The following is a 22,865-nucleotide window of genomic DNA, read 5'->3' on the forward strand; positions in this document are numbered from 1 at the left end:
TCTTATCGCTCGTCGAAGGAGATCACCACGCGCGGGGTCAGCGCATGGGCCTGGCAGCTGAGGATGAAGCCGGCCGCCAGCTCGTGCTTGTCCAGCGCGAAGTTCTTGTCCATGCGCACCTCGCCTTCCAGCAGCTTGCAGCGGCAGGTCGAGCAGACCCCGCTCTTGCAGGAGAAAGGTACGTCCATGCCGGCGCGGGCGGCGGCATCCAGGATGCTCGGGTCGGTCTTGCTGAACTCGATCTCGCGGCTGACGCCGTCGCGTATCACGGTGACGATGGCTGCATCCGCATCGCCCTCGCGCACCTCGTGGGGCACGGGCCGGCCGGTCTGCATCTCCACGGTGCCGAAGCGCTCCACGTGGATGTGCTCCTCGGCCACGCCGGAGGCCTTGAGCACGGCCTCGGCCGCCTCGTTCATCTCGAAGGGGCCGCAGACATAGGCCTCGTCGATGCCGGCCGCCGGCACCAGGCTGGCAAAGAAGGCCGCCAGCTTGCCCGCATCAATGCGTCCGGCCTGCAGCGGCGCATCGGTGGCTTCGCGCGAGAACACATGGTGCAGGGCCACGCGGGTGAGGTAGCGGTTCTTCAGGTCCTCGATCTCTTCCTTGAACATGGTCGTGGCCGGGCGGCGGTTGCCATAGATCAGGGTGAAGCGGCTGCCGGGCTCGCGCGCCAGCACGGTCTTCATGATGGAGAGGATGGGCGTGATGCCCGAGCCGGCGGCAATGCCGACATGATGGCGCCCGGCCACGCCCTCGCGCGACTGGCCGAAACGGCCCTGCGGCGGAAAGACCTGGACCTCATCGCCGGCCTTCAGCTGCTCGTTGATCCAGGTCGAGAAGCGGCCGCCATCGACCTTGCGCACGCCCACGCGCAGCTCGCCATCATCGACGCCGGCGCAGATCGAGTACGAGCGGCGCAGGTCCTGGCCATCCACATCGGCGCGCAGGGTCAGGTATTGCCCCTGCGTGAAGCGGAAGGTCTCGGCCAGCTCGGGCGGCACGGCGAACGAGACGATGACGGCCTCGTCGGTATCAGGCCGGACTTCGAGGACTTTGAGCGGATGGAAGTGCAGGCTCATGGTCAGATCGGTTTGAAATGTTCAAAGGGCTCGCGGCAGCTAAGGCAGCGGTACAGCGCCTTGCAGGCCGTGGAACCGAAGGCCGAGAGCTTCTCGGTGTGCTCCGAGCCGCAGCGCGGGCAGGCCAGCTGGGTCAGCGCGGCGCGATGCACGAGGCGGATAGGCTGCGGGCCGCTGGCCGGCCCGGGCGGCGCGATTCCGTAGTCCTTCAGCTTCTGCCGTCCTTCTTCGCTGATCCAGTCCGTGGTCCAGGCGGGCGCGCGCTGCATCACGATCTCGATCTCGCCGAAGGCGGCCAGCGCGGCGCGCACATCGTCCTGGATCAGCTCGGTGGCGGGGCAGCCGGAGTACGTGGGTGTCAGCACGACCTCCAGGCCGCCCGCCGTCTCGCGCAGGTCGCGGACTATGCCCAACTCGGCCAGCGTGATCACCGGCACCTCGGGGTCGGGAATCTGGCGCAGCACCTCCCAGGCGGCTTCCAGCCGTCCGCAGGTATTGGCCAGCGGCAGCGGGCTCATTACCACTTGCCTCCGGGGTAGCTGCGCTGCAGGTACTGCAAGGTGGTCAGCAGATGACCCATGTGCTCGCTGTGCATGCCGACCTTGCCTTCGCTGCGGAAGCCGCTGTCCTTCGGAACAGCCAGCTGTGCCTCTTGCAGGATCTCGGCAAACGCGGCACGCCAGTCGTCCTTCAGGTCGGACCAGGCCGGGCCGAGGCCTTGCGCGGCCGCAGCAGCATCCACCGCATCGGCATCGAAGAGCTCGTTGAAGTAAGGCCAGAGCGTGGCCAGTGCGGCCTGCATGCGCCGCAGCGATTCGTCCGTTCCATCGCCCAGGCGCACGACCCAGTCGGCCGCATGCTGCTGGTGGTAGGCCGCTTCCTTGACCGCCTTGCCGGCGATGGCCGCCACCTCGGCATCCGAGGAGGTCTCCAGCCGGCGCCACAGCAGCAGCAGCCAGGTGGCGACGCCGAAATTGCGCAGCTGCGTGAACGCGAAGTCGCCGCGCGGCAGTTCCATCAGCACCGGATTCAGGTACTGGCGCTCGTCGCGCAGAAAGGCGAGCTGGTCTTCGTCATGGCCCTGGCCGTCGAGCTTGGCGGCATGCGTGAGCAGACCGCGCGCCTGGCCGAGCAGGTCCAGCGCGATGTTGGACAGCGCGATGTCCTCTTCCAGGATGGGCGCATGGCCGCACCATTCGCTGATGCGCTGGGCAAGGACCAGGCAGCTGTCGCCAATGCGGAGCAGGTATTGGACGGCCGGCGTGTTGCCGACCTTGATGCTTTGCTGACTCATCGCGCGCTCACATGTGATTCAGAGCGTCGGGCAGCTCGTAGAAGGTCGGATGGCGGTAGACCTTGTCTTCCATCGGGTCGAAGAACATGCCCTTCTCGCCCGGGTCGCTGGCCACGATCTGGCTCGAGAGCACGACCCAGATGCTCGTGCCTTCCTGGCGGCGGGTGTAGACATCGCGGGCCATCTGCAAGGCCATCTTGGAGTCAGCCGCATGCAGGCTGCCGCAATGCTTGTGGTCCAGGCCCGCCTTGTTGCGGACAAAGACCTCCCACAGCGGCCATTCGTTCTGCGTGGTGTTGGTCGTGCTCATGCTGCTTGTTCCTTGGTAGCTTGCTTGCGGGCGTGGGCGAGTGCGGCCTCACGCACCCAGGCACCGTCTTCCCAGGCCTTGACCCGGGCGCCGAGGCGTTCGCGGTTCATCGGGCCGTCGCCATTGACCACACGCCAGAACTCGGCCCAGTCGATGGCGCCGAAGTCGTAGGAGTCGCGCTCGGCGTTCCACTTCAGGTCGGGGTCCGGCACGGTCACGCCGAGGATCTCGGCCTGCGGGATGGTGGCGTCGACGAACTTCTGGCGCAGGTCGTCATTGGAGATGCGCTTGATGCCCCAGCGCATGGACTGCTCGGAGTTCGGCGAGTCCTTGTCGGCCGGGCCGAACATCATCAGCGAGGGCCACCACCAGCGGTTCACGGCGTCCTGCACCATGGCCTTCTGCTCGGGCGTGCCTTCTTTCATGATCACCAGCAGCGACTCATAGCCCTGGCGCTGATGGAAGCTCTCTTCGCGGCAGACGCGGATCATGGCCCGCGCATAGGGCGCGTAGGAGCAGCGGCACAGCGGCACCTGGTTCATGATGGCCGCGCCATCCACCAGCCAGCCGATCACGCCTATGTCGGCCCAGGTCGTCGTCGGGTAGTTGAAGATCGAGCTGTACTTGGCCTTGCCGGTGTGCAGCGCGTCCAGCATCTGGTCACGGCTGGTGCCTAGCGTCTCGGCGGCCGAATAAAGATAAAGCCCGTGGCCGGCTTCGTCCTGCACCTTGGCCAGCAGAATGGCCTTGCGCTTCAGCGTCGGCGCGCGGGTGATCCAGTTGCCCTCGGGCAGCATGCCCACGCACTCGGAATGCGCATGCTGGCTGATCTGGCGCACGAGCGTCTTGCGGTAGTGCTCGGGCATCCAGTCCTTGGCCTCGATGAAATCGCCGGCCGCGATGCGGGCCTCGAAGGCTTCCTCGCGTTGCGCGTCTTCGGCGCTGCGGACCTTGCTCGCCTGGTCTTGTGGACCGACGCTCATGGCTTGGGTGTACATGTCCGTACTCCTTACTTGGGTCTCTTGTCGATCACACGCCGGGCCTTGCCGACGAGCGTCCGCTCGATCGAGTCTGGCGCACCGACCACCACCTTGGTGCTGACGCCGATCAAGGTCTTGATGCGGTGCTGCAGCGACTTGGCCACCGCGCCGACATCGGCACCCGCGGCGGCGGGCTGCAGCTCGCAGCGCACTTCCACTTCATCCAGATTGCCATCGCGGCTGACCACGATCTGGTACTGGCCCGACAGCTGCGATTCCGCCAGCACCAGCTCCTCGATCTGCGTCGGGAACAGGTTGACGCCGCGGATGATCAGCATGTCGTCGCTGCGGCCGACGATCTTGCCCATGCGGCGCATGCTGCGCGACGTGGGCGGCAGCAGGCGGGTCAGGTCGCGGGTGCGGTAGCGGATGATGGGCAGGGCCTGCTTGCTCAGCGAGGTGAAGACCAGCTCGCCTTCGGCCCCGTCGGGCAGCACGACGCCGGTCTCGGGGTCGATGATCTCGGGATAGAAATGGTCCTCCCAGATCACCGGTCCGTCCTTGGACTCTATGCACTCGTTGGCCACGCCCGGGCCCATCACTTCGGAGAGGCCGTAGATGTCCACCGCGTCGATGCCGGCCTTGGCCTCGATCTCGCGGCGCATGGCCTCGGTCCAGGGCTCGGCGCCGAAGATGCCGACCTTGACCGACATCTGGCGCGGGTCCAGGCCCTGGCGCTCGAACTCTTCGATGATCACCTGCATGTAGCTGGGCGTGACCATGATGATGTCGGGCCTGAAGTCCTGGATCAGCTGCACCTGCTTCTCGGTCTGGCCGCCCGACATGGGGATGACGGTGCAGCCAGCGCGCTCGGCGCCGTAATGCGCGCCCAGTCCGCCGGTGAACAGGCCGTAGCCATAGGCCACGTGGACGATGTCGCCGGGCCGGCCGCCCGAGGCGCGGATCGAGCGGGCCACCAGGTGGGCCCAGGTGTCGATGTCGGACTGGGTGTAGCCCACCACGGTGGGCTTGCCGGTCGTTCCAGAGCTGGCGTGGATGCGGGCCACCTTCTCGCGCGGCACGGCGAACATGCCGAACGGGTAGTTATCGCGCAGGTCCTTCTTGGTCGTGAAAGGAAACTTGGCCAGGTCCGCAAGCGACTTCAGGTCGGCCGGATGGACACCCTTGGCATCGAAGGCCGCCTGGTAGTGCGGCACGTTGTCGTAGGCATGCTGCAGCGTCCAGCGAAGGCGCTGCAGCTGCAGGGCCTGCAACTCGTCCTTGCTGGCCTTCTCGATCGGCTCCAGGTCGCCTGGCGCGGGGTGCTTCACGGGCATCGTTCTTACTCCTCGATGCGGACCACGGGTTTGCCCTTCAACCGGTAGGACCGGCCGCGGAACAGGGCTATCAATTCGTCGCGCTGGTTGCGCACGCGGATGTCGTAGACGCCGGTGCGGCCGGACAGCTGCACTTCCTCGGCCTTGGCGGTGAGCACGTCGCCCAGCCTGCCCGGCGCCACGATGCTGACGTCGAAGCCCGAGGCCACGGTCATCTCGTTGTAGGCATTGCAGGCGAAGGCAAAGGCCGAATCGGCCAGCGTGGTGATCAGGCCGCCGTGGCAGATGTCCAGGCCGTTGAGCATGTCCTCGCGCACCGTCATGGTCAGCGTGGCAGCACCCGGCGAGATGGCGACGATCTCCATGCCCAGGCCCTTGCTGGCCCGGTCGTTGGCGAACATGGCGTCGCGGACGCGCTCGGCGATTTGCTGTGCATCCATGTTCAACGGTCCTTGAATTCAGGAGCGCGCTTTTCCATGAAGGCGCGCACGCCCTCGCTGTAGTCGTGGGCAAAGCCCAGCTCGCCTTGCGTCAGGGCCTCGACCCGCAGCGCGTCCTCGAAGTCGAGGGTCATCGCCTGGTCGATCAGGCGGCGGGTCTCGGCCAGAGCACGGCTGGGCATGGCAGCCAGCTTCTGGGCCGTCGCCAGGGCCTCGCTCATCAGCTCGGCATCGGGCACGGCGCGGGCGATCAGGCCCAGGCTGACGGCCTCGGCGGCCTTGAGCTTGTCGCCCAGCAGGGCCAGCTGCAATGCCTTCGCGCGGCCGACCAGTCGCGGCAGCAGCCAGGTGCCGCCGCAGTCCGGGATCAGGCCGATCTTGGCGAAGGCCTGGATGAAGCTGGCGCCCTCGCCGGCCAGCACGATGTCGCAGCCCAGGGCCAGGTTGGCACCGGCCCCGGCGGCCACGCCATTGACCGCGGCGACCGTAGGAATCGGCATGGCGCGCAGCTGCAGGGCCAGCGGGATGTAGTACTCGTCGAGCTGGCGCGAGATGTCCCTGGGCTTGCCGGTGGGATCCGGTGCCACCATGGGATCGGCCAGGTCCTGGCCGGCCGAGAACGCCCGGCCCTCGCCGGTGATCAGCACGGCCTTCACGCCCGCGTCTTCGGCGGCATCGGCCAGGGCCTGGCGCAGTTCGGCCAGCATGGCGGCAGTGAAGGCATTCAGTGCCGCCGGCCGGTTCAGCGTGATCAGGCGCACGGCGCCCTCGTCACGGATCATCAAGGCGCTTGCCGAACCAGGTTCAGACATGGAGTCTCCGGAAGAAGTCTTGCGGCCGATCAACACTCTTGACCGACCGGTCGGTAGATCGTAAGGTCCGACTTGACCTGGCGCAAGTGCGAAGCGCGTCGCCACACCCCCGTAGAAACCCGAGGAATTCGCAATGCCCTGCTATGCCATCGACGGCGTGACGCCGGTCGTCCATCCCAGCAGCCACGTGCATCCGACCGCCGTGCTGATAGGCGACGTCATCGTCGGCCCCGGCGTCTACATAGGCCCCTGCGCCTCGCTGCGCGGCGACTTCGGCCGCATCGTCATCCACGAGGGCGGCAACGTACAGGACTGCTGCGTGATCCATGGCTTCCCCGAATCCGAGACCGTGGTCGAGACCAACGGCCACATAGGCCATGGCGCCGTGCTGCACGGCTGCGTGGTGCGGCACGATGCCCTGGTCGGCATGAATGCCGTGGTGATGGACGAGGCCGAGGTCGGCGCGTATTCAATCGTCGCCGCCAGCGCCTTCGTGCGGGCCGGACTCAAGCTGCCCGAGCGCTCGCTGATCGCGGGCGTGCCGGCCAAGCTGGTTCGCGAGCTGAGCGAGGAAGAGATCGGCTGGAAGCTGGCCGGCACCCAGACCTACCAGCAGCTGACCCGGCGCTGCCACGCCTCGCTGACCGAGGTCCAGCCGCTGGCCGAGCCCGAGGCCGACCGGCCGCGGCTGCAGATCGCCAAGGAGCTCAAGCCCCTGGTGGCCACCAAGCGTTGAAACCCGGCTTCAGGCCGGGTCCCAGCAGACTCGATTGCGCCCTTCGTGCTTGGCCCTGTAGAGCGCGGCATCGGCCCGCGCGAGCAGTTCGGCGGCCCCCTGGTCCTCGCCCTTGAAGACAGCCACGCCGAACGAGGCCGTGACCTGAAGCCGGCCCTTGCCTGGCCCCTGCAACACCAGCGCCTCCATGGCCACGCGCAGCGCTTCTGCCCGCTGCTGCGCAGCCGACAGGTCGGCCTCGGGCATCAGCAGGACGAACTCCTCGCCCCCATAGCGGCAGGCCAGGTCGGACGCGCGCGTCTGCCTGGCCATGCAGCGGCCGACGGCAGCCAGCACCTGGTCACCAAACTCGTGTCCGTGCTGATCGTTGAAGCTCTTGAAATGGTCGACGTCGATCAGGATCACGGCCAGCGCGCGCTTCAGGCGGCGGGCCCGGGCCAGCTCACGTTGCAGGCTCTCGTCGAGATAGCGTCGATTGAAGAGGCCGGTCAGCTTGTCTCTTACCGCCTGGTCGCGCAGGCGCTCTCGCATGCGCACATTGGCCAAGGTCAGCGCCAGTTGCTCGGCGGTGGCGCTCGCGAGGCCTTGTTCCGAGGGCAGCTCGACGCCGGCAGGTGCCTGCAAGCACAGCAAGCCCAGCAACTCGTTCATGGCCGTCAGAGGCAGGCAGGCGTACGGCGCGTCACAACCGACATGGCGGCAGCGCAGGCCTCCGGCCGCACTCCAGTACGGACGCGAACGGCGCAAGGCCCAGCAATCCTGCGCGGACACCTCGGTCGGCCCCGCAGCAGCGCCGCCCCACTGTCGTGCAAGACTCAGCTGGCCTGATTCAGCGTCCAGCAGGTAGAGCGATCCGCCCAGTCCCTCGAACAGTTCGGCACAGTCGGTGGAGGCCACCTGGGCCACCTCCTGCGCCGACTGGCACACCTGCAGCGTGTTGCTCATCCGCGCCAGCAGCTCCACATGCCGCTGCTGCAGCAGCAGGCGGTCCAGGTTGGCCTGCAGCTCGGCGTTGGCATGGGCGATGGCCAGGTTCTGTTCGGCCACGCGAGCCGCGTTGGCGCGCTGCTCGGTCAGGTCGTCTATGACCCAGATCGAGTCGCGAGAATCACCATTGCCCAGCATGCGCCCATGGATGGAGCAGCAGACCAGCGCTCCCGTCTTGGCCCTCAGGGCAAGTTCGAATTCCAGCGCCTGCTCGTTCTGGTGCCGCTCGCGCGCCTCGGCCATGAAGCGCTGCTGCGCAGCCGCCGACTCGAACAGCTGCTCCGACGGCCGGTCTGCCAGTTCGTGCGCCTTGTAGCCCAGGATGGCGGCGAATTTCTCATTGCATCGATGCAGCAGTCGGCCACGCACATGGACGATGCCGCTCAGCGCGTTGTCGAAGACGGCCTGCTGCTCCTGGGTCAAACGCCCAAGCCGCTTGGCGTTGTCGCGGGATGCCAGCCAGGCCGCGGCCAGCACAGCGGTCAGCATGGTGACCAGGGCTCCGCCGCCGCCGGCGACGACCACGGCAGTCATTTCTCCCTGGTAGGCCTTGGCGCGCGGAACGATGTAGACGAACCAGCTCCGCCCGCCGACGTCGACCACGCGCCGAATCATCCGCGGCTCCTCCAGCGCGCGAGCGGGGTTGCCGGCTGCCGGATCGCTGTCGTACATCAGATTGGCCGGCGCCGGCAGCCAGTCCATGCTGCGTTCGTCGTCCAGGCCGGCGTCGTGGACCACGATGCGAACCCGTTCGGTCACCGTGGCATCGAGCAGCCCTTCCACCAGGTCGCCGACCCTGTAGACGACGGCCACAAAGCCCTGCAAGGCTGCACGCCGTCCGGCCACGTCCGCCGGTACCGGACCGTGGCGATAGACCGGCAGGCGCATCACAAACGCCGGCGCGCCACTGGGATCCTGAACCAGCGCCACGCGCTCGGTTGCCAGCAGCCGAGCCTGGTCACGGGCGTGCTCCATGGTCGACCGGTGGCTGGGGCGCGAGCGCAGGTCCAGGCCCAAGGCCGCCTCATTGCCGGCAATGGGTTCGGTGTACTGGATTGCATAGGCCTCGTCATCGCCGGGCGGCCGGATGTCGAAGCGCGCCGCCAGCTCGGGCGGCAGGCTGCGGTCCGCCCGCTGCTCGGCGACAAAGGCCTGGCGCTCGCCGGCCCGGATCGCGCGCACGTACTGGATGGCCTGAAAGCCCGGCAGTCGCTGTCTGGGCTGCCAGCGCTCCACGTAGCGACGAAACGCCTCGCGATCGATGCTCAGTCCGGTATTGAACAGGCCCGCCAGCCCGTAGAGGACTTCGCCATGCGCATTGACACGGCGCTGAATGCCGCGCGCGATCTCGCCCGCATCCACCTGGGCGTCATTGGCCGCGCTCTCCTGCTCCAGGGAACGCAGATGCAGGGTCACCGACAGCGTCGCCAGGACACCAGCCAGCACCACGAAAGCCACCACCAGGCGCCGAAACCAGCGCTCGCTGATGCCAGGGGGTCGAACGAATCTCAACAGCACCTCCCGTGCCGCCTCTCTCGCGAGCGATGCTAGCAGCGACCCTGCGGCATGCGCCCTTGGGAAACTCCCTCGTGCGCTGCTGCGCCCATAATCCGCGACCTCGATCCAACCAGCAGTTGATGATGAAGGGACGGACTGTGCGATTTCTTCGACATTGGAGCCTCCTCGGCCTGACGGCACTGAGCCTAGCCGCCTCGGCCCAGACCTCCGCGCCATGGACGGTCAAGCAGCAATGGGTCAGCGCCCATGAGAACTTCCTGGCCTCGGACGCCCTGCAGGGCCGCAAGAGCGCCAGCCGCGACGAGACCATTGCCGCGGTCTACGTGGCCTCGCAGTTCGAGAGCTTCGGCATCAAGCCCGTGCCCGGCATGAAGGGCGGTTACCTGCAGACCGCCGTGATTCCGCAGCCGCGCCTGGAAGGCAATGCCAAGCTGACGTTCGCCGGCTCGACCGAGGCCCAGGGCCTGACCCTGATCACCTCCAACGGCCAGCCGGTGGCCGGCAAGCTGGTCGTCGCCGCTTCCGAGGATCCCAAGGCCCTCGGCAATGATGAAGTCGTGCTGGTCAAGGGCCCGGCCCCGACCATGGGCTGGTATTCGGCGGCCAGCCGCCAGGGCGTCAAGCTGCTGATCCTGCGCGAGAGCGACGAGGTCAAGCGGCTGTTCGCCCAGATGGGCGGCCAGCCGCGCCTGCTGCGAGACAGCGGCGGCCGGACTCGCACCACGGTGCTGGCCGTGCCCGGCCCGCTGTTCGAGCGCCTGGCCAGTTCCGCCGGCCAGAGCGTGCAGCTGGAGCCGCCACCGGTGGTCGAGGACAAGGTCGTCACCACCAATGCCATCGGCTTTCTGCAGGGCAGCGATCCCAAGGCCGGCGTGCTGCTGTTCTCGGCCCACCTGGACCACCTGGGCATGCGCCCCGACGGGACCATCATGTACGGCGCCAACGACAACGCCTCGGGCGTGACCGCCGTGCTGGAGCTGGCCCGCGCCTTCGCGGCCGGCACGCAGCCAAAGCGCTCCATCCTCTTCGTCTGCTACGGCGCCGAGGAAATCGGCCTCTACGGCGCGCGCTACTTCGCCGAGAACCCGCCGATCCCGCTCAAGGACATCGTGGCCAACCTGGAGTTCGAGATGATCGGCGCCCAGGACCCCAAGCTGCCGCCGCGCACGCTGATGATGACCGGCTTCGAGCGCTCGGACTTCGGCGAGACCCTCAAGGCCCGCGGCTTCCAGATCACGGCCGATCCCTACCCGGAGCAGAATTTCTTCCAGCGCTCCGACAACTACCAGCTGGCCCTGATGGGCATCGTGGCCCACACGGTCTCGGGCTGGGCCACCAACCCGACCTACCACCAGGCCAGCGACGACATCGCCCACCTGGACATTCCCTTCATGACCGCGGCCATCCAGTCGCTGATCGAACCGGCCCGCTGGCTGGCCAACAGCGACTACGTGCCGGCCTGGAAGCCGGGCGGCAAGCCGACCCGGTGACGAGGCTCAGCGCCCTTCAGTGCGCCGTGGCTCGACGCGCTTCAGCAGGGCCTTGATCTCGTCGATGACGAGCCAGGGATCCTGCTCGTCGAAGAGATGCGAGGCATGGCGCATTCGCACCTGCCGCATGTCGCTCGACTCCTGGGCCAGCCGTGCCTGGGCCACATCCCAGGTCGCGTTGTAGGCATCGACGTCGGCATAGCTCATCCGGGCCTGGCGGATCTGCGTGTGGGGCAAGCCACGGCTGAGCACGGTGACCGGCAAGGTCAGCGGCTTGCGGCGGGCCGTCAGCGACTGCACCGCCTCGACGAAGTCCTCATGGGAATGCTGATCCTTCTCCCAGCGGATGATGGATTCCATCGTGCGCCAACCGGTCGGACTCAGGGCCTGACGCAGGCCGTCGAGCCAGGACTCGTGGACCGCGTCGACGAAGACGATGCCACGCACCAGGCCGGGATGATCGAGCGCGACCGAGCGCGCCACCAGGCCGCCGAACGAGTGGGCGACCAGCACCAGCTGACCCCACTGCCGGTCCGCTGCCAGCGCGACCAGCTCGTCGCTCAAGGCCTTCAGCGGCCGGGCCTGCTGCAAGGGGCTGCTGCTGCCAACCCCGGCGCGGTCATACAGGCACACCTGCACGCCGTCGGCCTCGAAGTTGCGGAAGGTATTCCGGAAGGTCGCCCGCGCGTCCAGCCCCATGCCCTCGACCAGCAGCACGGTCGTGGCTCCGGTGCCTCGGCACTCCCAGGACAGCTCGTGTCCACCGATGCGGGCTCTTGGCCCGCCCTGCTGAACCTCGGCTGCAGCCGCCGGGCCGACGATCAGCACCAGGCAGGCCGCCAGCGGTCCGGTCCACCGTTTCCACCCCCTCATTGCCATCCCCTCGCCTTTCTTCAAAGTCCGCTCAGTATCGCGCTGCCGGAGTCAAGGCCTGGGACCGATGGCCCGGTTCGGATCGACGGGGCCGGCTCGAGGGCACAATCGGCACCATGTCCGAACGCGTCATCCCCCTGGTCGATCAGCGTCAGCCCGCCCTGCCCTTGCCGGCCCCGGTGGCCGCGGACAGCGGGCTGTTGCTGGATGCGCTCGGCCGGCCGCTGCGCGACCTGCGCATCTCGGTCACCGACCGCTGCAACTTTCGCTGCAGCTACTGCATGCCCAAGGAAGTGTTCGATGCCCAGCACCACTTCCTGCCGCATGCCGAGCTGCTGAGCTTCGAGGAGATCACGCGGCTGGCCCGCGTCTTCGTCGCCCAGGGCGTGCAGAAGATACGCCTGACCGGCGGCGAGCCGCTGCTGCGCAAGAACATCGAACGCCTGGTCGAGATGCTGGCCACCCTGCGCACGCCCGAGGGTCAGCTGCTCGACCTGACGCTGACCACCAATGGCTCGCTGCTGGCCCGCAAGGCCCGTGCGCTCAAGGATGCCGGCCTGCAGCGCATCACGGTCAGCCTGGACGCGCTGGATGACGCCATCTTCCAGCGCATGAACGACGTCGGGTTCCCGGTAGCCGAGGTGCTGAACGGCATCGAGGTGGCCAAGGCCGCGGGCCTGGCGCCCATCAAGGTCAACATGGTGGTCAAGCGCGGCCTCAACGACCACGAGGTCCTGCCCATGGCCCGGCATTTCCACGGCACCGGCATCGCGCTGCGTTTCATCGAATACATGGACGTGGGTGCCACCAATGGCTGGCGCATGGACGAGGTGCTGCCTTCTCGCGAGCTGCTGGCCCGGCTGCAGCACGAGTTCCAGCTGGAGCCGCTGGAACCCAGCGCGCCGGGCGAGACTGCCGAGCGTTGGGGCCATGCCGACGGCGGTGGCGAGATCGGGCTGATCTCCAGCGTCACCCAGGCCTTCTGCGGCGACTGCAACCGCGCCCGGCTGTCCACCGAGGGCCGGCTCTACCTCTGCCTGTTCGCCCATGCCGGCCATGACCTGCGCAGTCTCATGCGGGGCGGCGCCGACGATGGCCGGATCGCCGGCACGCTGGCAGCAATCTGGCGCGGCCGACACGACCGCTATTCGCAGCTGCGCGCCAGCGGCGTGGCCTTCGGTGGCGAAGCCCGCAAGGTCGAGATGCATTACATCGGAGGCTGATGAGCAAGCCCGCACCGGATCGCCTGTCCTGCCTGCTGCGCGTGATGCGCGAGGATGACCTGCGGCAATACAAGCAGCTGCGCGACAGCATGCTGGAGCGCTTCGAGGAGGCCTTCACCTCCGATGCCGAAAGCGAACGCTCGCGCAGCGCCGAGAGCTACCGGAGCCGCCTGGGCCTGGTGGCCGGCGGCCACAACCTGTTCACGCTGACCGCCTGGCTGGGCGAGCACATGGTGGGGGCCATCAGTGCCGAATTCGACCCCCGGGCCAAGGTGCGCCACATCGCCCATATCGTCGGCATGATGGTTTCGCCCGAGATGCAGGGCATGGGCCTGGGCCGCGCGCTGCTGGAGCAGGCGCTGCAGATGCTGGAGGCCGAACCGGCGCTCGAGATGGTCACGCTCAGCGTCAGCGCCAGCAACAGCTCGGCGGTCGCCCTTTACGAGCGCTGCGGATTCCGCCGCTACGGACGTCTGGAGCGGGCAATCAAGCTCGGCGACGGCCGCTACGTGACCAAGGACCAGATGAGCCGCGTCCTGCGGCAGCAGCCGTGAGCCTGCACGAGATCGCCCAGCAACTGGCCGGCTACGACCCCGAGGCCCTGCACCTGGACCAGGCGCGCGAGTTCATCGCGCGGCTGCTGCCGGCCGGACCTGGCGGCGAGCTTGAGACCCTGCCGCTGCAGCAATTGCTGGGCCGGGTGCTGGCCGAAGACCTCGTCTGTCCCTTCGACGTGCCGCCGCAGGACAACTCGGCGATGGATGGCTATGCGCTGCGCGGCAGCGAATTGGCCGAGGGCCGCGAGACGCGGCTTCGCATGGCCGGCACCAGCCTGGCCGGCTCAAAGGCGGCAGACGCCGTGCCGCCAGGCAGTTGCCAGCGCATCATGACCGGCGCCGCCATGCCGGCCGGGCTGGACACCGTCGTGCCGCAGGAAATGGTCCGCGTCGAAGATGGCCACGTCCATATCGCCCCCGGCCTGATCAGGCCCGGGGCCAACCGCCGCCGGGCCGGCGAGGATCTGGCCCGAGGCCAGGTCGCGCTGGCCGCCGGCCGGCTGCTGAGGCCACCCGACGTAGGCCTGCTTGCCTCGCTGGGCCAGGTCCAGGCTCGCGTGTTTCCGCGGCTCAAGGTGGCCCTGCTGTCCACCGGCAACGAGCTGGCAGCGCCGGGCCAGTTGCTGCAGCCCGGACAGATCTACGACAGCAACCGCTACACGCTGATCGCCCTGCTCCAGCGGCTGGGCTGTGTGGAGCCGATCGACCTGGGTCTGGTGCCCGACAGACCCGAGGCGCTGCGCGCGGCCATTCGCGCGGGCGCCGAACAGGCACAGGTGCTGATCAGCTCGGGCGGGGTCAGCGTCGGCGAAGCCGACCACACCAAGCAGGTGCTGGCCGAGCTGGGCGACATGACGTTCTGGAAGCTGGCCATGCGGCCCGGCCGGCCGGCCGCCGTGGGCCGCCTGCCGCGGCCGGACGGCAGCCAGGCCCTGCTGTTCGGCCTGCCGGGCAATCCGGTGGCGGTGATGGTGACCTTCTATGCCCTGGTCCGCGAAGCGCTCTTGCGCCTGGCCGGCGCCCAGGTCGAACCGCTGCCTCTGCTGCGCGCCACCAGCCTGCAGGCCCTTCGCAAGAAGCCCGGCCGCACCGAATACCAGCGCGGCATCGTCAGCCGCTCCGCGGACGGTGGCTGGCAGGTCCGGACCACGGGCGAACAGGGCTCGGGCATCCTTTCCAGCATGAGCCGCGCCAATGGCCTGATCCTGCTGGCCCACGAACAGGGCGACGTGGCGGCCGGCGAGCTGCTGGACGTGCTGCCCTTCGAGGCCCTGATGTGAGGATGAGGCGGCCGCTTCGCCTGCTGCTGCCCTTGCTGCTGGGCATCGCCCTGGGCGCGGCCCGCGGCGAGAACGCCATCCCCGAGCTGGTGCTGGGTGCCGAGGACGATGCCGCACCCTGGTCCTTCGCCGACGGCAGCGGCTACGTCAACGAGCTGGTCAGGACCATCTACGCCAGCCAGGGCTGGAAGCTGAAGCTGGAAGTCCTGCCCTATGCCCGCTGCAAGGTCATGGCCTTGCGCGGCGAGCTGGCGGGTTGCTTCACGACCAGCCAGGACGCCGAGCTGGCCGGCAAGCTGCTGTTCCCGCGCAACCCGGTGATCGCGCCCCGCCACCAGCTCTACGTGGAAGCCGGCGCGCCCAAGGCCAGCTGCGATCCGATCGAAAAGCCGATGCGGGTGGCCAGCACCCATGGCTATGAGTACACCGAGCAGATCAACCGCCTGCTCGCCACGGGACGGCTCAAACCCCAGGTCGTGATGTCTGAAGCCACCGGGCTGAGGATGCTGGCGGCCGGCCGGGTCGAGGGCGCCCTGCTGACCACGGACGAGGTCAAGCGCATCGACTACCTGCTGCACGAGGCCCGGGTGAAGACCCCGCTGCGGCTGCTCTGCGATTTCGGCAGCTATCCCGGCTATGTGGCCTTCAATCCCAGGCACAAGCAGACGCGGGCGGCCATGGAAGCCTTTGACCGCGGCTTCGAGCAGTTGCAGCAGAGCGGCGAGCTGGGCCGCCTGCAGCTCAAGTGGGAGAAGCGCGCGCTGAACGGGCCTTCGCCGGTGCCCGCCGGCCGCTGAGCAGCGCCCGCCTCAGGGTTTCCCGCGGCGCCCTTGTCGGTTTTTTGACAGCGAGGCATCAAGCTGCTGAACTAGCATCCGAACATTGCAGACAAGCAGTCCACAAAGCTTCGAAGGAGACTCCCATGGCCAGCCCCTTCCGCCCCGCCCTTGAGCTGATGACCCAATACGCGGCCTACCACCGCGACCGTCGCAACATCGCCACCCATTTCGTCGGCATCCCGCTGATCGTGTTCGCCATCGGCGTGCTGCTGGCCCGCCTCCAGTTCTCGATCGGCGGCATCGCGCTGAACGGCGCCTGGGCCCTGTGCGCTGTCAGCGCGCTCTGGTACCTGACCCGCGGAGAGTTCACGCTGGGCCTGGCCACGGTGGCCGTCAATGCCTTGCTGATGGCGCTGGCCACGCCACTGGCCGAGGGCTCGGTGGCGGCCTGGCTGGCCTGGGGCCTGGGCAGCTTCATCGTCGGCTGGGTGATCCAGTTCGTCGGCCACTACTACGAAGGCCGCAAGCCGGCCTTCGTGGACGACATGGTCGGCCTGCTGGTCGGCCCGATGTTCGTGGTCGGCGAATGGCTGTTCGCCCTGGGCTGGGGCCGCGAGCTGCTGGCCGAGATCGAGCGCCGCGTCGGCCCCACGCATCTGCGCGACCTGGCCCACCCGGCCACGTGAGCGCCCCCACCCCGGGGCCGGTGCTCGTGATGGGCGCCGGCTCGGTCGGCTGCTACCTGGGCGGCCTGCTGGCGGCCCAGGGCCTGGGCGTGGTCTTCGTGGGCCGCCCCCGCATCACCGCCGCGTTGCGCGAACAGGGCCTTAGGCTCAGCGATCTGAATGGCCGCGACCTGCGTGTGCCGGCGCGCGAACTGCAGATCCATGAGTCGATTCCGGCAGGCATCGAGCCGAGCCTGGTCCTGCTCTGCGTCAAGAGCGGCGCTACCGAAACCGCCGCCGCTGAACTGGCCGCCGCCCTGCCGGCGGGCACGCCCGTGGTCAGCATGCAGAACGGCATCGGCAATGCCGAGCGTGGAAGGGCCGCCGCCCCGGGCCTGCAATGGCTCGCAGGCATGGTGCCGTTCAACATCGCCGAGCTCGGCGCCGGACATTTCCATCGCGGCACGGCCGGCGCCCTGATGGCCGAACAGCATGCCGCCCTCGAACCGCTGCGGGCCGCCTTCTCGGCCCAGGGCGTGGGCTTCAAGCTGCTGCCCGATCTTCGCGGCGTGCAGTGGGGCAAGCTGCTCCTGAACCTGAACAACCCGGTCAATGCGCTGTCCGGCAAGCCGCTGCGCGAGCAGCTCCTGCAACGCGGCTACCGCCGCTGCCTGGCCGCGCTGCAGCAGGAGGCGCTGCAGGCCCTAAAGGCCGCCGGCATAGCGCCCGCCCAGCTGGCCGCTCTGCCGCCGCAGCGCGTACCCCTGCTGCTGCGCCTGCCGACCTGGCTGTTCCAGCGCCTGGCCAAGCGCATGCTGCAGATCGACGCCAAGGCCCGCTCCAGCATGGCCGACGACCTGCTGCTCGGGCGACCCACGGAGATCGACGCGCTCTGCGGCGAGGTGGTGCGCCTGGCCGAACGCCATGGCTGCGCGGCGCCGCTGAACACCCGCGTCTGCGAGCTGGTACGCCAGCAGCCGCAGCGGGGCCGGCCTTATGGTCCCGACGAGCTGGTCCAGGCCCTGGGGCTGAGGTGATACGCCCCATCGCAATGCTCCTGCTGGCCTGGCTGGGCATCCTGTCCTGCCAGGCGGCCGAGCCGCTGATCCTGCTGGTGGCCGAGACGCCCGGCGTCTTCATCAAGGACGCGAGCAGCGGCTTCAGCGGCCCCGGCATAGACCGCATGCGGCGCATGGCCCAGCTGGCCGGGTTGGACGAGCCCCGCTTCGAATGGACCATAGCGCCGCGCGCCCTGCTGGACACGGCCACTCGCCCCGGCACCTGCTTCGTCGGCCTGGGCCGCTCGCCCGAGCGCGAAGCGCAGTACCAATGGGCCGGACCGATCTCGCGGGCCGAGCTGGTGCTGGTCGCCCGGCCGGACGACAACCGCAAGCTGGCGAGCTTGGCCGAGGCCCGCGAGATGACCCTGGGCGTGATCCGCAACTCGGTCGCCGCGCGGCAGCTGCAGGCCTCGGGCATGCATCTGGAAGAAGTGGCCGACGACGCCACCAATGTGCGCAAGCTGATGGCCAGGCGCATCGACCTCTGGGCCGCCAACGGCTATGTGGTCGCCAAGGAATTGCAACACCTGCCCGAGCCGCATCCGCGCGTGGTCTTGCGCTTCGGCCTGATCGAGACCTACGTCGCCTGCCACCTGCAGCTCTCGCGCGACACCATGGCCGTGCTACGCCAGGCGCTGGCCACCATGATCCGCGAAGGTGCCTTCTCCACGGTCAAGCCCTGAGGCTCGTCGTGGCCGAGCCGATCTTCTTCCCCTCGCCCGCCGCCTGGCGCGACTGGCTGGCCGAGCATGCCGACCAGGCCACCGAGGTGACGGTGGGCTTCGTCAAGCGCGGCACTGGCCGCTCGGGGCTCAGCTGGCCGGAGTCGGTGGACGAGGCCTTGTGCGTGGGCTGGATAGACGGCGTGCGCCACCGCATAGACGAGGAGCACTACAAGATCCGCTTCACGCCGCGCAAGCCCGGTTCGATCTGGAGCGCGGTCAACATCGCTCGGGTCGAGGTGCTGCGCAACGAAGGCCGGATGAGGCTCGCCGGCGAAGCCGCCTTTGCCCGCCGCATCGAGCGACGCTCGCGCGTCTATGCGTTCGAACAGGAGGAGCATGGCGACTTCACGGCAGCCGAGCTCAGGCAGTTCAGGCGCGACAAGCCGGCCTGGGCCTTCTTCGAGAAACTGCCGCCCAGCCACCGCCAGCGCATGCTGTGGTGGCTGAGCAGCGCCAAGCAGGCCAAGACCCGCGAACGCCGCTTCGCCAAGCTGGTCGAAGCCTGTGCCCAGAGGCGTCGGCTCTGAGCCCTCCGCGAGCGTAGGATGGCCGCTCGCATCTGCAGGAGACCTGCATGGCCGAAGAGAGCTTCGAAGGCGGTTGTGACTGCCGCCGCGTCCGTTACCGGCTCCTCGTGGCGCCGTTGTTCGTCCACTGCTGCCATTGCCGCTGGTGCCAGCGCGAAAGCGGCTCGGCCTTTGCGCTGAACGCGATGATCGAGACCGAGCGGCTGCAGCTGCTGGGCGAGGCACCGGAGCTGGTGGACACGCCCTCGGCCAGCGGCGCCGGCCAGCAGATCGCCCGTTGCCCACACTGCCGGGTCGCGCTCTACAGCCACTATGGCGGCGCCGGCCCGCTGATGGCCTTTGTACGCGTGGGCACGCTGGACGAACCCGACCGCTGCCCACCCGACATCCACATCTTCACCAAGACCAAGCAGCCCTGGCTCAAGCTGTCCGACGCCAAGCCCCTGCTGGACGAGTTCTACAGGCGCGAGCATCATTGGCCGGCCGAGAGCCTGGCCCGCTACGCGACACTCAGACCTGCCATTGACGCCTGGCGCGCCAGCAAGACCGGCAACGTCGCTTGAAGGCAATGCTGCCTGCGAGTAAGAACTTCTACGGCAGCGCGACTACCGCCTGACGGCGCCCCTTCGGACGCCGCACCACGAGGAGTGATCCATGAGCGCTTTCAACATCGTTCGCTTCCGCGTCAAGCCGGGCCGGCAGCAGGCCTTCCTCGATGCCCATCGCAAGGCCGACCCGACCTTCAAGGGCTTCCGCCGCGGCAGCATGGTGCAGACCGGCGAGCGCGACTTCTGCCTGGTCGGTGAATGGGACGACTTCGCCAGCCTGGCCGCCGCCCGCAGCCAGATGATCAGCCTGCTGGACAGCTTCCGCGCTGAGCTGGAAGACCTGGGCAACGGCCTGGGCGTGACCGATCCGGTCTCGGGCGAGGTGGTGCTGGACCTGAAACCCTGACTCTTTGAAGCCACGGGTCCCCGACCGGGCCCGCAATCTTTTCGTATGGCCCGGCGGCGCGGCTAGCATGCCGGGCCATGTCACGCCCCCAAATCCTCTCCGCCGCCGCCTGCCTGCTCCTGCTCGCGGGCGCTGCCCGGGCCGAAGAAGCCGCCTGCGACCTGCACTACCGGGTCACGCCCCGCTACGACACCCAGCCCCGCCGGCTGGACGTGGAACTGAGCTTCGCGGCCGAAGGCCGGCGCGAGAGCTGGCTGCGGCTGTCGAACGGCTGGGCCGGCATCAAGGACTTTGGCGCCTCGCTGAGCCCGGCGGGCGACCAGGCCGCGGGTGTGAAGCTGCTGCCCGGCGAGGACATTCACCGCTGGAAGGTCGAGCATGGCCCCGAGGGCCAGGTCAGGGTCGGCTACCAGGTGCGCGCCGCCCTGGCCGACCCGGACGATGGCAAGACCCAGAACCAGGACCAGCTCTACCGCACCCAGATAGGCGCCGACTGGTTCCAGTTCTTCGGCTACGGCGTGCTGCCCAGCGTCGAGGCCTGGGACGACAAGCGCGCCGGCCGCATGTGCCTGAGCCTGGTCCAGCGCTCAAACCTGACGGGGCCGCTGCTGGGCAGCCATTTCGACGGCAAGGTCCAGGCTCAGGCAGAGGCCTCCCTGCAAGGCACGCATGCCCTGCTCCGCCATGCCTTCTATGCCGGCGGCCCCGGATGGCGCGTGGTCGAGCGGCAGCTCGCCAGCGGCCCGGTGGTCACCGCGAGCCGTGGCCCGCAGTCGCTGGGCGATGCGGCCTTCGCCGACCAGGTCGCCCGGCTGCTGGATGCGCACCGGCGCTTCTGGGGCGATGCCAGCTCGCCGCGCCAAAGCGTGGTGCGCACACCCAACAACAGCCGCGGCAACAACGGCGGCACCCTGGTCCACCAGGCGGCCGTGCTGCATGTCAGCAGCGACTTCGGGCCGAACAACGACAGCTTCGATTTCCTGATCGGCCACGAGAACCTGCACCAGTGGCTGCCCCACCGCCTGGGCGGCCACGACGGCAACACGCCGGAGGCGGCTGCTCGCCACTACTGGCTGTCCGAGGGGCTGACCGACTACTACACCCACCGATTGCTGCTGGCCGGCGGCCTGTGGACGCTGGACCGCTATGCCGAGCTGCTGACCCGCGCGCTGCGCGGCCACTGGCGCTCGCCGGCCCGCAATGCCACGGCCGAGAGCATTGCGCCGCGCTTCTTCAGCGACCGCGATGCCGGCCGCCAGATGTATTCGCGTGGCGAGATCCTGGCCATGGGCTGGGACCGCGAGCTGCGCGCCAAGGACCCGACCGGCCTGGATGCCTTGCTGCGCGGCCTGATGTTGCCGGAGCAGCAGGCTCGCGGTGCCGAGCCTGCCCATGAGCGCGTGCTGAAGGCGCTGACGGCGGCGCTGGGCCCGCGGCCGCGCGAACAGGTGCAGGCCCATGTGGTCGAGGGTCGCAGCTTCGAGCTGGACGAAGGCCTGGCCGGCCCCTGCTTCGCCCTGCGCTGGGACGAGGTGCCGCGCTGGGTGCCGGGCTTCGACATGGCCTCGCTGACTTCGGGCGCCTACAAGGTCCAGGGCGTGATCGTCGACGGCCCCGCCCACAAGGCCGGGCTGCGCGACGGCATGGAGCTCAAGGGCTGGTCCATCTTCGGCAACGAAGTCGCCAAGCCCATCGAGATCAAGGTCAAGACTGAGGCCGGTGACCGCGAGATCAAGTACCTGCCGGTGGACGGCAGCACCGACCGCCTGCCGACGCTGACGGTGCGGCCCGGCGCCGCCACCGACGCCGCCTGCCAGACCTGGCTACGCCGCTGAGACTCTGAGGCCCGCTCAGCCGGGCCAGATCTGCAGCGCCGTCTCGACCCCGCTCTTGCGCGAAGGCCCCGAGGGCCGGCGCGAAGGCGTTCCCAAGGCGATCCAGCCCAGCAGGATTTCGCCCGGCTCGCAGAATGCCGCCACGACGGCCGGATCGCGCACCTTGGCGCCGCTGAGCATCTTGCCTGCATAACCCAGCAAGTGTGCGGCGTTAAGGAAATTGGCGAGCGCCCCGCCAATTGCCGCCCATTGCTCATGCACCGGCACCTGGGGGTGGCCCATGTCCAGCCGCGCGACCACGGCCACGCTGACCGGCGGCCGCAACGCCCGCTCAGCGTCCAGTGCTGCGCCGGCCTCGTCCTTGCCGGCGGCGCGTGCGGCGGCGGCGAACAGCTCGGCCATGCGCTGGCGTGCTTCGCCACGCACGGCCTTGAAACGGTAGGGCAGCAGCTCGCCATGGTCCGGCGCGCGCAGCGCGGCTTCGACCATCAGGGCCAATTGCTGATCGCTGGGGCCGGGTTCGACCAGGTGCTTGGGGCCGACCGAATAGCGGCTCAACAGGGCGGACAGGGCGTCGTCGTTCGTCGTCATCTCAGAAAACCAGGCAGCGCCAAGCCGGATCGGCGAGGCGGTCCATGAACTGTACGGCGCCCCCATGGCCCGAGCATTCGGGGATCAGGCCTTCGCGCGACAGGCCTTGCGCGGCCAGCGCATCGCTGCAGGCCAGCAGCTTGGCGCCCTGGGCCACGGCCTCCTGCATGGCCTGCAGCACGGTCTTGTCATGCTGCTGCGAAGCCCGCAGCGATGCGGCCACGCCGGGCTTGAGCAACAGCACCGAACGGGCGCTGAAGAAGATCTCGACCTGCAGGTCCATGGCCGCGGCCGCGGCGGCATGGAAGAAGGGCGTGGTCAGGCGTGCCTGGTCATGCGGGTCGACCTGCCAGAGCAAGAGGGCCAGGCCGGTCACCGCAGCTGGTTCAGCCATGCGTAATGCTCCATCGCAGCCATTGACTCCGAGGCCTTGACCAGGGCCGCCTGGTCCTCGTCCCAGCGCGTGGGCTGGAGCTCCAGCAGCCAGCCCTCGCCATAGGGATCGCGGAACACCAGTTCGGGCTGTTCGGCCAGGCGCTCATTGATGCGCAGCACCCGGCCCGACAGCGGCGACTTGACCGAGACGATGGACTTGGCCAGCTCGACCACCGCCATGGACCGCCCCTGCTCCAGCTCCTGGCCCACCGGCTTGGGTCGGCACATGTAGAGCTCGCCCGAGGCCTTCAGGCCCAGGGCCGTGATGCCGACCCGCGCCGTGCCGTCGGGCCCCAGCTCGGCCCAGGTCTGGTGCTCGACCAGCACCCACAGATGCTCAGGCAGCGTGGCACCGGCGGTCAACATACCCGGCA

The 22,865-nt window shown here is 68.7% G+C and carries 26 protein-coding genes; 13 read left to right on the forward strand and 13 right to left on the reverse strand.

The annotated features are described in order from the left end of the window. Nucleotides 1-2: 2 nt before the first annotated feature. The 8 genes from paaE to QT382_RS07180 are packed head-to-tail and all read right to left on the reverse strand — an operon-like array spanning nt 3 to nt 6,255. Nucleotides 3-1,082 (reverse strand): 1,2-phenylacetyl-CoA epoxidase subunit PaaE, encoded by a 1,080-nt coding sequence (paaE, locus tag QT382_RS07145; RefSeq protein WP_289253342.1) that lies wholly within the window; start codon nt 1,080-1,082, stop codon nt 3-5. A 2-nt stretch (nt 1,083-1,084) separates the two neighbouring features. After that, entirely contained in the window at nt 1,085-1,600 is a 516-nt protein-coding gene (paaD, locus tag QT382_RS07150) for a 1,2-phenylacetyl-CoA epoxidase subunit PaaD (RefSeq protein ID WP_289253343.1), read from the reverse strand. After that, a complete protein-coding gene (gene paaC, locus QT382_RS07155; protein ID WP_289253344.1) occupies nt 1,600-2,376 on the reverse strand; it encodes a 1,2-phenylacetyl-CoA epoxidase subunit PaaC in 777 nt (258 codons plus the stop codon). The genes paaD and paaC overlap by 1 nt, the downstream gene beginning before the upstream one ends. Before the next feature lie 7 nt (nt 2,377-2,383). After that, nucleotides 2,384-2,686, reverse strand: a complete 303-nt coding sequence (gene paaB / locus QT382_RS07160; protein WP_289253345.1) for a 1,2-phenylacetyl-CoA epoxidase subunit PaaB — start codon at nt 2,684-2,686, stop codon at nt 2,384-2,386. Then, a complete protein-coding gene (paaA, locus tag QT382_RS07165) occupies nt 2,683-3,684 on the reverse strand; it encodes a 1,2-phenylacetyl-CoA epoxidase subunit PaaA (protein WP_289253346.1) in 1,002 nt (333 codons plus the stop codon). The genes paaB and paaA overlap by 4 nt, the downstream gene beginning before the upstream one ends. 11 nt (nt 3,685-3,695) lie before the next feature. Further along, nucleotides 3,696-5,003 carry a phenylacetate--CoA ligase PaaK gene (gene paaK, locus QT382_RS07170; RefSeq protein WP_289253347.1) on the reverse strand — a complete coding sequence of 436 codons (1,308 nt, stop codon included), beginning with the start codon at nt 5,001-5,003 and terminating at the stop codon, nt 3,696-3,698. Between the two features lie 5 nt (nt 5,004-5,008). Beyond that, on the reverse strand, nt 5,009-5,443 hold the full coding sequence (gene paaI, locus QT382_RS07175) for a hydroxyphenylacetyl-CoA thioesterase PaaI (RefSeq protein WP_289253348.1): 435 nt from the start codon (nt 5,441-5,443) through the stop codon (nt 5,009-5,011). Between the two features lie 2 nt (nt 5,444-5,445). Further along, the gene (locus QT382_RS07180) at nt 5,446-6,255 is read right to left on the reverse strand and encodes an enoyl-CoA hydratase-related protein (protein ID WP_289253349.1); all 810 of its coding nucleotides are present in this window, start codon (nt 6,253-6,255) and stop codon (nt 5,446-5,448) included. A gap of 133 nt (nt 6,256-6,388) precedes the next feature. Here QT382_RS07180 and QT382_RS07185 point away from each other — a divergent pair, with 133 nt between their 5' ends. Further along, nucleotides 6,389-6,991, forward strand: a complete 603-nt coding sequence (locus tag QT382_RS07185) for a phenylacetic acid degradation protein PaaY (RefSeq protein WP_289253350.1) — start codon at nt 6,389-6,391, stop codon at nt 6,989-6,991. A 9-nt stretch (nt 6,992-7,000) separates the two neighbouring features. Here the strand turns inward: QT382_RS07185 and QT382_RS07190 are convergent, their stop codons facing one another. Then, nucleotides 7,001-9,490 (reverse strand): diguanylate cyclase, encoded by a 2,490-nt coding sequence (locus QT382_RS07190; protein WP_289253351.1) that lies wholly within the window; start codon nt 9,488-9,490, stop codon nt 7,001-7,003. 143 nt (nt 9,491-9,633) lie between these two features. On the opposite strand from QT382_RS07190, the gene QT382_RS07195 reads away from it, so the two are divergent. After that, nucleotides 9,634-10,986: a M28 family metallopeptidase gene (locus QT382_RS07195; RefSeq protein WP_289253352.1), complete on the forward strand. Its 1,353-nt coding sequence runs from the start codon at nt 9,634-9,636 to the stop codon at nt 10,984-10,986. A 6-nt stretch (nt 10,987-10,992) separates the two neighbouring features. Here the strand turns inward: QT382_RS07195 and QT382_RS07200 are convergent, their stop codons facing one another. Beyond that, nucleotides 10,993-11,859: an alpha/beta fold hydrolase gene (locus QT382_RS07200; RefSeq protein WP_289253353.1), complete on the reverse strand. Its 867-nt coding sequence runs from the start codon at nt 11,857-11,859 to the stop codon at nt 10,993-10,995. A gap of 116 nt (nt 11,860-11,975) precedes the next feature. Between QT382_RS07200 and moaA the strand changes: the two genes are divergently transcribed. The 11 genes from moaA to QT382_RS07255 all read left to right on the forward strand — a co-directional run bounded on the left by moaA (nt 11,976) and on the right by QT382_RS07255 (nt 21,465). Beyond that, complete coding sequence (gene moaA / locus QT382_RS07205; RefSeq protein ID WP_289253354.1) at nt 11,976-13,082, forward strand: GTP 3',8-cyclase MoaA; 1,107 nt, start codon at nt 11,976-11,978, stop codon at nt 13,080-13,082. Then, on the forward strand, nt 13,082-13,636 hold the full coding sequence (locus QT382_RS07210; protein WP_289253355.1) for a GNAT family N-acetyltransferase: 555 nt from the start codon (nt 13,082-13,084) through the stop codon (nt 13,634-13,636). The genes moaA and QT382_RS07210 overlap by 1 nt, the downstream gene beginning before the upstream one ends. After that, a complete protein-coding gene (gene moeA / locus QT382_RS07215) occupies nt 13,633-14,919 on the forward strand; it encodes a molybdopterin molybdotransferase MoeA (protein WP_289253356.1) in 1,287 nt (428 codons plus the stop codon). The genes QT382_RS07210 and moeA overlap by 4 nt, the downstream gene beginning before the upstream one ends. Nucleotides 14,920-14,921: 2 nt before the next feature. Beyond that, nucleotides 14,922-15,716 carry a substrate-binding periplasmic protein gene (locus QT382_RS07220; RefSeq protein WP_289253357.1) on the forward strand — a complete coding sequence of 265 codons (795 nt, stop codon included), beginning with the start codon at nt 14,922-14,924 and terminating at the stop codon, nt 15,714-15,716. A gap of 125 nt (nt 15,717-15,841) precedes the next feature. Next, complete coding sequence (locus QT382_RS07225; protein WP_289253358.1) at nt 15,842-16,384, forward strand: Mpo1 family 2-hydroxy fatty acid dioxygenase; 543 nt, start codon at nt 15,842-15,844, stop codon at nt 16,382-16,384. Beyond that, nucleotides 16,381-17,400: a 2-dehydropantoate 2-reductase gene (locus tag QT382_RS07230; protein WP_502929839.1), complete on the forward strand. Its 1,020-nt coding sequence runs from the start codon at nt 16,381-16,383 to the stop codon at nt 17,398-17,400. The genes QT382_RS07225 and QT382_RS07230 overlap by 4 nt, the downstream gene beginning before the upstream one ends. A 14-nt stretch (nt 17,401-17,414) precedes the next feature. Beyond that, on the forward strand, nt 17,415-18,107 hold the full coding sequence (locus tag QT382_RS07235) for a substrate-binding periplasmic protein (RefSeq protein ID WP_289253359.1): 693 nt from the start codon (nt 17,415-17,417) through the stop codon (nt 18,105-18,107). A gap of 8 nt (nt 18,108-18,115) precedes the next feature. Further along, entirely contained in the window at nt 18,116-18,676 is a 561-nt protein-coding gene (locus QT382_RS07240) for a YdeI/OmpD-associated family protein (protein ID WP_289253360.1), read from the forward strand. Between the two features lie 47 nt (nt 18,677-18,723). Further along, nucleotides 18,724-19,239: a GFA family protein gene (locus QT382_RS07245; RefSeq protein WP_289253361.1), complete on the forward strand. Its 516-nt coding sequence runs from the start codon at nt 18,724-18,726 to the stop codon at nt 19,237-19,239. Between the two features lie 91 nt (nt 19,240-19,330). After that, the gene (locus QT382_RS07250; RefSeq protein WP_289253362.1) at nt 19,331-19,630 is read left to right on the forward strand and encodes an antibiotic biosynthesis monooxygenase family protein; all 300 of its coding nucleotides are present in this window, start codon (nt 19,331-19,333) and stop codon (nt 19,628-19,630) included. A 77-nt stretch (nt 19,631-19,707) separates the two neighbouring features. After that, nucleotides 19,708-21,465 carry a M61 family metallopeptidase gene (locus QT382_RS07255; protein ID WP_289253363.1) on the forward strand — a complete coding sequence of 586 codons (1,758 nt, stop codon included), beginning with the start codon at nt 19,708-19,710 and terminating at the stop codon, nt 21,463-21,465. 15 nt (nt 21,466-21,480) lie between these two features. On the opposite strand, the gene QT382_RS07260 is transcribed toward QT382_RS07255, so the two are convergent. The 3 genes from QT382_RS07260 to QT382_RS07270 are packed head-to-tail and all read right to left on the reverse strand — an operon-like array spanning nt 21,481 to nt 22,857. Further along, nucleotides 21,481-22,056, reverse strand: coding sequence for a nitroreductase family protein (locus QT382_RS07260; protein ID WP_289253364.1), 576 nt, complete (start codon nt 22,054-22,056; stop codon nt 21,481-21,483). A 1-nt stretch (nt 22,057) separates the two neighbouring features. After that, entirely contained in the window at nt 22,058-22,450 is a 393-nt protein-coding gene (locus QT382_RS07265) for a DsrE family protein (protein WP_289253365.1), read from the reverse strand. Beyond that, nucleotides 22,429-22,857: a glycine cleavage system protein H gene (locus tag QT382_RS07270; protein ID WP_289253366.1), complete on the reverse strand. Its 429-nt coding sequence runs from the start codon at nt 22,855-22,857 to the stop codon at nt 22,429-22,431. Before QT382_RS07270 ends, QT382_RS07265 begins: the two co-directional genes overlap by 22 nt. Nucleotides 22,858-22,865 lie beyond the last annotated feature (8 nt).

The sequence above is a fragment of the Pelomonas sp. SE-A7 genome (assembly GCF_030345705.1).
GTDB lineage: Bacteria > Pseudomonadota > Gammaproteobacteria > Burkholderiales > Burkholderiaceae_C > JAUASW01.